This is a genomic window from Streptococcus sp. k-90 (genome assembly GCF_013277565.1).
Lineage (GTDB): Bacteria > Bacillota > Bacilli > Lactobacillales > Streptococcaceae > Streptococcus.
Window position 1 is genome coordinate 78,335 of sequence record NZ_VMNE01000023.1, and the last position, 6,826, is coordinate 85,160.

At 41.0% G+C, this 6,826-nt stretch carries 6 protein-coding genes and 1 pseudogene; 3 read left to right on the forward strand and 4 right to left on the reverse strand.

Annotated features, from left to right (window positions below):
• Nucleotide 1: 1 nt before the first annotated feature.
• The 3 genes from HT734_RS08085 to rpsO all read right to left on the reverse strand — a co-directional run bounded on the left by HT734_RS08085 (nt 2) and on the right by rpsO (nt 2,978).
• The gene (locus HT734_RS08085) at nt 2-1,048 is read right to left on the reverse strand and encodes an iron ABC transporter permease (protein ID WP_000949313.1); all 1,047 of its coding nucleotides are present in this window, start codon (nt 1,046-1,048) and stop codon (nt 2-4) included.
• Between the two features lie 234 nt (nt 1,049-1,282).
• Nucleotides 1,283-1,894, reverse strand: coding sequence for a CadD family cadmium resistance transporter (locus HT734_RS08090; protein WP_173277471.1), 612 nt, complete (start codon nt 1,892-1,894; stop codon nt 1,283-1,285).
• A gap of 814 nt (nt 1,895-2,708) precedes the next feature.
• Nucleotides 2,709-2,978, reverse strand: coding sequence for a 30S ribosomal protein S15 (gene rpsO / locus HT734_RS08095; protein ID WP_001018251.1), 270 nt, complete (start codon nt 2,976-2,978; stop codon nt 2,709-2,711).
• Nucleotides 2,979-3,182: 204 nt separating this feature from the next.
• On the opposite strand from rpsO, the gene HT734_RS09500 reads away from it, so the two are divergent.
• The 3 genes and pseudogenes from HT734_RS09500 to thrS all read left to right on the forward strand — a co-directional run bounded on the left by HT734_RS09500 (nt 3,183) and on the right by thrS (nt 5,821).
• Nucleotides 3,183-3,527 carry a hypothetical protein gene (locus HT734_RS09500; protein WP_240151646.1) on the forward strand — a complete coding sequence of 115 codons (345 nt, stop codon included), beginning with the start codon at nt 3,183-3,185 and terminating at the stop codon, nt 3,525-3,527.
• A gap of 101 nt (nt 3,528-3,628) precedes the next feature.
• Nucleotides 3,629-3,837, forward strand: a pseudogene (locus tag HT734_RS08100) (hypothetical protein).
• Nucleotides 3,838-3,877: 40 nt separating this feature from the next.
• Nucleotides 3,878-5,821 (forward strand): threonine--tRNA ligase, encoded by a 1,944-nt coding sequence (gene thrS, locus HT734_RS08105; RefSeq protein ID WP_173277473.1) that lies wholly within the window; start codon nt 3,878-3,880, stop codon nt 5,819-5,821.
• A 150-nt stretch (nt 5,822-5,971) separates the two neighbouring features.
• On the opposite strand, the gene HT734_RS08110 is transcribed toward thrS, so the two are convergent.
• Nucleotides 5,972-6,826, reverse strand: an 855-nt coding sequence (locus HT734_RS08110) for a DUF389 domain-containing protein (RefSeq protein ID WP_173308492.1), incomplete at its 5' end; no start/stop codon positions are given.

Below are 6,826 nucleotides of genomic sequence, written 5' to 3' on the forward strand. Positions count from 1 at the left end.
ATCAGACCCTCACCTCCCTTCGCCTACCTCCAACAATGTAGACAAAGAAGGGAGCACCTACTAAGGCTGTAAAAATACCAATAGGAAGCTCTGCGTTTGGAATGATGATACGAGAGAGTACGTCTGCCCAGATGACAAAGAGGGCACCCAGCAAGGTTGCAACAGGAAAAAGCCTCTTGTAATTCGTTCCTACTAATCCTCGAGCTAAATGTGGAGTAATCAGACCGACAAATCCAATAATCCCACAGGTTGCCACTAAGACTGCTGTCAGCACAGCCACCATGGTCACATAAAGATACCAATAAAAGCGTAAGGGAATCCCCAAAGTTAAAGCAGCCTCATCTCCCATCATCATCGCATTGAAAACACGATACTGAGTAGAGAAAAATAGAAAGGCTATTCCTACTACTATAGTTGGCAGGACCAAGTCTGCCCAGGAAGTCCCAGCAAGCGAGCCCATGGTCCAAAACTTAATGGTCATCACACTGTCCGCATTAGCACCGACTGAGATAATAAAGTTTGAAAAAGCCAGAAAGAGAGCGTTGACCACCGTTCCTGATAAGATCAGACTGGAAGTCGTCATCCTTCCCTGCACAGAGGCAATGATGAGGACAGCAATTGTTGCCAAAATAGCTCCAATAAAAGCTCCAAGGCTAATCATCACTTTTAAACCAAGAATGATGCTCAATGTTGCCCCTAGAGTTGCACCAGCAGAGATGCCTAAGACATAGGGCTCTGCGATGGGATTGTTTACCGTGGACTGCATCACGCTACCACACATAGAAAGGCCTGCTCCTACTATCAGACCTAACAATACTCGAGGGAATCTCATGTTCCATACAATGGCAAGAGTAGACTTGGAAACCTCTCCTATCTCAAGAGGAAATCCCAACCTGCTCAAAATAATCCGATAGGTATCTCCTAGATCAATCGCAACAGATCCCATTGAAACTGCTAGAAAGAGAGAAATCCCTAAAATACCTAGCAAAATAACTAAAAGTAACACAAATTGCTGGTCTTGTCGGCTTCCAGAAAATTTGGAAAGCATGCAAACCTCCTTTAATAGAATCTTAAAAATTTAGAAAATTCTCATGAAAAGTATATCATATTTTCAACAATGGAACAAGATGAGAACAAATGAATATAGTTGATTTTATTGTGCTAGGAACCGTAACCGAAGATTATACTTGAGTATATCGAGGTAAGGTGCCAACGCAAAAAGCCCTCTGAAGTCAGAGAGCTGATTTGAGCTCGGGCTAAAATCCTAGTGAAACAAAAAAATCTACACGATCAGAAAAGTCTCTATCGTGCCATTTTCATACATGATGTATAGTCCAAGTACAATGAATACTAAGGGCACAATGATTCGCTCGTATTTTTCAATTGTCTCGAATATTAACGGAATAGAGGATAACACCCGACTAATCTCGCATAAGATAATTATGCCGATTACAAACACAAGCAAGGCCACGAGGGTCTGTGACCAATCTAACGAAGCAAAATAAGGTATATAGATACCTAAATTATCTCCGCCAGACGCAATTGTTAGCAATGTAACTGTCCAAAACAGTTGATTTGCCTTGCTTTGTTCTAATCTTTCAATAATTTCTTCCTCTTCTTCCTCTTCTTCCTCACCTTCTCCAACAATTGCAAAGCGAATCCCTAAATAGATAGGGATTAAACCAAGCAATCCAACCATCCATTCTTCAGGCACGAAATTAACGACATAAGCAGCAACTAAACTCGCCCCTACAAGTAAGCCTGTGCCTAGATATTGCCCCGCATAAATATGCCATTTTTGTTTATTCTGTGATAGCTGTGCAAATAAAATAATTAAATAATCGATACTGGTGGAAATATAAACACCAATAGCAGATATGATTGTCTGTCCCATAAAAAACCTCCTGTATTGGTCAGTAATAAATCAGCAGATTTTAGGAGAGCACAGACACATTAATTTAGCTATCGCTAGTGGGTAATGTCGAACATAGGAAAGCATTTTACTCCTCCTCAAAACGTAGTTACAAAGTAATTTCTAACTGGAATTCGGTGACTACTTCCATGTAAAGTATAACATACTATACTTTACTTCGTAAAGTGTGGGCTCTCCGAGGGGGCTTGCAGACAGCTACTCGGCTTTTCAAGCCGAGTAGCTACGCACCTTTATGGTGTAATTAGCTGATACCATTTGAGGTTTTTGTAGTCTCCAAAATTGTGACCGATAAAACCTCAATAAAAAAGCCCTCTGAAAATCAGAGAGCTGATTTGAGCCCGAGCTAAAATCCTAGTGAAAAAGATGGAACTCCTTGTGTTCATCGAACACTGTGTCATTTCCCTATTTTCATACGGATTTTTGACGCCCTTAGCATCATGATTCTTGCTTGATAAAACGTTTATAGACTAGGCGACGAGGCGAAGATTGTACAAAATTTTTAGTGAAACAAAAAAATCTCCCCGAAGGGAGAATATCTGGTTTATTTTACCTTACAGTGCTAGGAACCGTAACCGAAGATTATACTTGAGCATATCGAGGTAAGGTAACAAAAGTAAAAAAGCTACCCAATTTAGAGTAGCTTCATTATCAAGATATGCTCAATTGAACACGGCCTAAGCACTTGGCAAAAAAGATAAAATCTCCTAGAAACTGAAGTTTCTTCGTCAATTTTCCTATTTTTGCTTTGTGCTTTTGACGGCCTTTGTATCTTGAATTAGCGACGAAGTCCTAGAGAGTTGATCAACTCACGGTAACGGTTAACGTCGTTTTTACGCAAGTATGCAAGCAAGTTACGACGGCGACCGATTTTTTTCATCAATCCACGGTAAGTAGCGTGGTCTTTTTTGTGTTGTTTGATGTGTTCGTTAAGGTGGTTGATTTCCCAAGTAAGGACAGCAACTTGAACCTCTACTGAACCTGTATCACCTTCGTGACGTGCATATTGTGCGATGATTTCATTTTTTTTCTCTTTTGAGATTGCCATGATGTTTCTCCTTTTTATTTGGCTTCATCCGAGTGACAGGTTGGCATGCCTGTAACCAAGAAGAAGTTATTTGTCTTTACGACAATCCCTATTCTACCAATAACTAACTTCTTTGTCAACAGATTTACTTTCTTGTTTTAAACATGCTATAATAATCATAGCAAGAGATCTAAGTTGTCTGTTTTTTAAAACGAGGTGATTATCATGCCTAGATTCTATTCCCATCTCCCCTACTATCTGGTCATATTTTTCTTTTATTGGCCACTTTATCAGTTGTTATCACTAATTATTTCTGACCCCCTTTTTCTCAAGAGTCTCTACGTAAATAATATTCTCTTCTTTACACCTCTGGCAATCTTGATTGTATCGTTACTCTATAGCTACCGTTTCCGTTTCTCTCTTTGGTGGTTACTGGGGAACGGACTGCTCTATTGCTTTACTATCATAACTTTTGGTGAGTTTATACTAATTTACTTGCTAATCTATGAAACCTTGGCTCTGGTGGGCATGGCTTCCGGTATTGGCATCAAGCATATTCTACAAAAATGAAAAACAAAAACTTTCACAAAATCCTTGAAAAATCTCACAATCATGCTATAATAATCCTTAGAGACAAGTCACTTAGTCCCTTTCTACTAGAGAGTGCGTGGTTGCTGAGAACGCATAGAAAGACTATACTGATACTACTCTACTGACTTTTATGCAAACATAAAACGGTGGCCACGTTAGAGCCAATCAGAGGTGTCCCTCTCTTTTGAGGTACATAAATGAAGGTGGAACCACGTTGCGACGTCCTTTCGAGGATGTCGCTTTTTGTTTTTCTAGCTTTCACTATCCTCTGCCCCTGTTTTCAGAATAGGGTTAACACATTCGTCAATAATATAAGTAAGGAGAACATCATGATTAACATTACTTTCCCAGATGGCGCTGTTCGTGAATTCGAATCTGGCGTTACAACTTTTGAAATTGCCCAATCTATCAGCAATTCCCTAGCTAAAAAGGCCTTGGCTGGTAAATTCAACGGCAAACTCATCGACACTACTCGTGCGATCACTGAAGATGGAAGCATCGAAATCGTGACACCTGATCACGAAGATGCCCTTCCAATCTTGCGTCACTCAGCCGCTCACTTGTTCGCCCAAGCAGCTCGTCGTCTTTTCCCAGACATTCACTTGGGAGTTGGTCCAGCCATCGAAGATGGTTTCTACTACGATACTGACAACACAGCTGGTCAAATCTCTAACGAAGACCTTCCTCGTATCGAAGAAGAAATGCAAAAAATTGTCAAAGAAAACTTCCCATCAATCCGTGAAGAAGTGACTAAAGACGAGGCACGTGAAATCTTCAAAAATGACCCTTACAAGTTGGAATTGATTGAAGAACACTCAGAAGACGAAGGCGGTTTGACTATCTATCGTCAGGGTGAGTATGTAGACCTCTGCCGTGGCCCTCACGTCCCATCAACAGGCCGTATTCAAATCTTCCACCTTCTCCATGTAGCAGGTGCTTACTGGCGTGGAAATAGCGACAACGCTATGATGCAACGTATCTACGGTACAGCTTGGTTTGACAAGAAAGACTTAAAAAACTACCTCCAAATGCGTGAAGAAGCTAAGGAACGTGACCACCGTAAACTTGGTAAAGAGCTTGACCTCTTCATGATTTCTCAAGAGGTTGGTCAAGGGCTTCCATTCTGGTTGCCAAATGGTGCGACTATTCGTCGTGAATTGGAACGCTATATCGTTGACAAAGAGTTGGCTTCTGGCTACCAACACGTATACACTCCACCACTTGCTTCTGTTGAACTTTACAAGACTTCTGGTCACTGGGATCATTACCAAGAAGACATGTTCCCAACTATGGACATGGGTGACGGGGAAGAATTTGTTCTTCGTCCAATGAACTGTCCGCACCACATCCAAGTCTTCAAACACCATGTTCACTCTTACCGTGAATTGCCAATCCGTATCGCTGAAATCGGTATGATGCACCGTTATGAAAAATCTGGTGCCCTTACTGGTCTTCAACGTGTACGTGAAATGTCACTCAACGACGGTCACCTCTTTGTGACTCCAGAACAAATCCAAGAAGAATTCCAACGTGCTCTTCAGTTGATTATCGATGTTTATGAAGACTTCAACTTGAATGAATACCGCTTCCGCCTCTCTCTTCGTGACCCTCAAGATACTCATAAGTACTTTGATAATGATGAGATGTGGGAAAATGCTCAAACCATGCTTCGTGCAGCCCTTGATGAAATGGGCGTGGACTACTTTGAAGCCGAAGGTGAAGCAGCCTTCTACGGACCAAAATTGGATATTCAAGTTAAGACCGCTCTTGGAAAAGAAGAAACTCTTTCTACTATCCAACTTGACTTCTTGCTTCCAGAACGCTTCGATCTCAAATACATCGGAGCTGATGGTGACGAACACCGTCCAGTTATGATCCACCGTGGGGTTATCTCAACTATGGAACGCTTCACAGCTATCTTGATTGAGAACTACAAGGGTGCCTTCCCAACATGGCTTGCACCACACCAAGTAACCCTCATCCCAGTATCTAACGAAAAACACGTGGACTACGCATGGGAAGTAGCTAAGAAACTCCGTGACCGCGGTGTCCGTGCAGATGTAGATGAGCGCAATGAAAAAATGCAGTTCAAGATCCGTGCTTCACAAACCAGCAAGATTCCTTACCAATTGATCGTTGGGGACAAGGAAATGGAAGACGGAACAGTCAACGTTCGTCGCTACGGCCAAAAAGAAACACAAACTGTCTCAGTTGATGACTTTGTTCAAGCTATCCTAGCTGATATCGCCAACAAATCACGCGTTGAGAAATAAGAGATGAAACCTGGGATAAAATCCTAGCTACCTAAAAAGCAACAACTATTTCAGCTGTTGCTTTTTATATTTTATTTAATCTGAGCTAGTAGTGATTGGTCAAAGCACCACACAAGATTTACTTTCATGAGTTAGATAAAGTCAGTATCCTCAATCCTTGTCTGCTTCATTTTCTTTTACAAGATCTTTTTGTGAATCCTTTTCAGAGAGTTTTTGATCGATATACTTGTTAATGGTTTCATAAAATTCCTTGGTCGAATCACTGTCTAATTTTGTCGAATTATGAACTTGATTGACTTTCAATTGAACAGATTGAATACCGTAAGAGGCTTGTTTTTGGTGGAGTGTTTCTAATTCTTCTTCTGAAATCGGATCTCCAACAACCGTCAAGACCAATTCATTGTTACTTGACTTGTAGACTTGATTAATAACCGTATAATTGGCGAACTCTTTTCCTACAAACTGTTTGATCCCTTCTTTGCGCGCTTGTTCTATTGTCAGAGTAACTGCCGAATAGCTAGCTGGAAGAATCAACAATACAATCAAAGATATCAAGCCAATTCTCATTTTAATGCTCAGCTCTTTAAATGAAGTTAAAGGAGATTTTCTCATCAAAATTCTTGTTCCAACAATGTTGGCTAGCATGATAAAGACACAGTTGATCAAGAAAAGATAGAGAGCCCCCAATAAAAATCGTACATTCCCATTAGCTAAACCATAGCCAGCAGTACAGATAGGCGGCATCAGAGCTGTAGCAATGGCTACTCCTGGCACGATATTGTTTGCTTCTTTTTTCCTTGAACCGATCACACCAGCAATCCCACCAGCAATAGCAATGAGGACATCCCAAATGGTTGGAGAGGTTCGTGCAATCAACTCGCTACTTGCATAAGACAAGGGAGAAATCCAGAAATACAGAGTCGAGACAAGCAAACTGACCAACACTTGAGTCAATAAAACCTCTAGAGATTGCTTGATTAAACGCGTATCAAAAATAGCTAAACC

What these genes read in the sequence shown, in the direction of transcription:
- HT734_RS09500 (WP_240151646.1), top strand. Translation starts at nt 3,183, where the DNA reads ATGCCTAGATTCTATTCCCATCTCCCCTACTATCTGGTCATATTTTTC.
- thrS (WP_173277473.1), top strand. Translation starts at nt 3,878, where the DNA reads ATGATTAACATTACTTTCCCAGATGGCGCTGTTCGTGAATTCGAATCT.
- HT734_RS08090 (WP_173277471.1), bottom strand. Translation starts at nt 1,894, where the DNA reads ATGGGACAGACAATCATATCTGCTATTGGTGTTTATATTTCCACCAGT.
- HT734_RS08085 (WP_000949313.1), bottom strand. Translation starts at nt 1,048, where the DNA reads ATGCTTTCCAAATTTTCTGGAAGCCGACAAGACCAGCAATTTGTGTTA.
- rpsO (WP_001018251.1), bottom strand. Translation starts at nt 2,978, where the DNA reads ATGGCAATCTCAAAAGAGAAAAAAAATGAAATCATCGCACAATATGCA.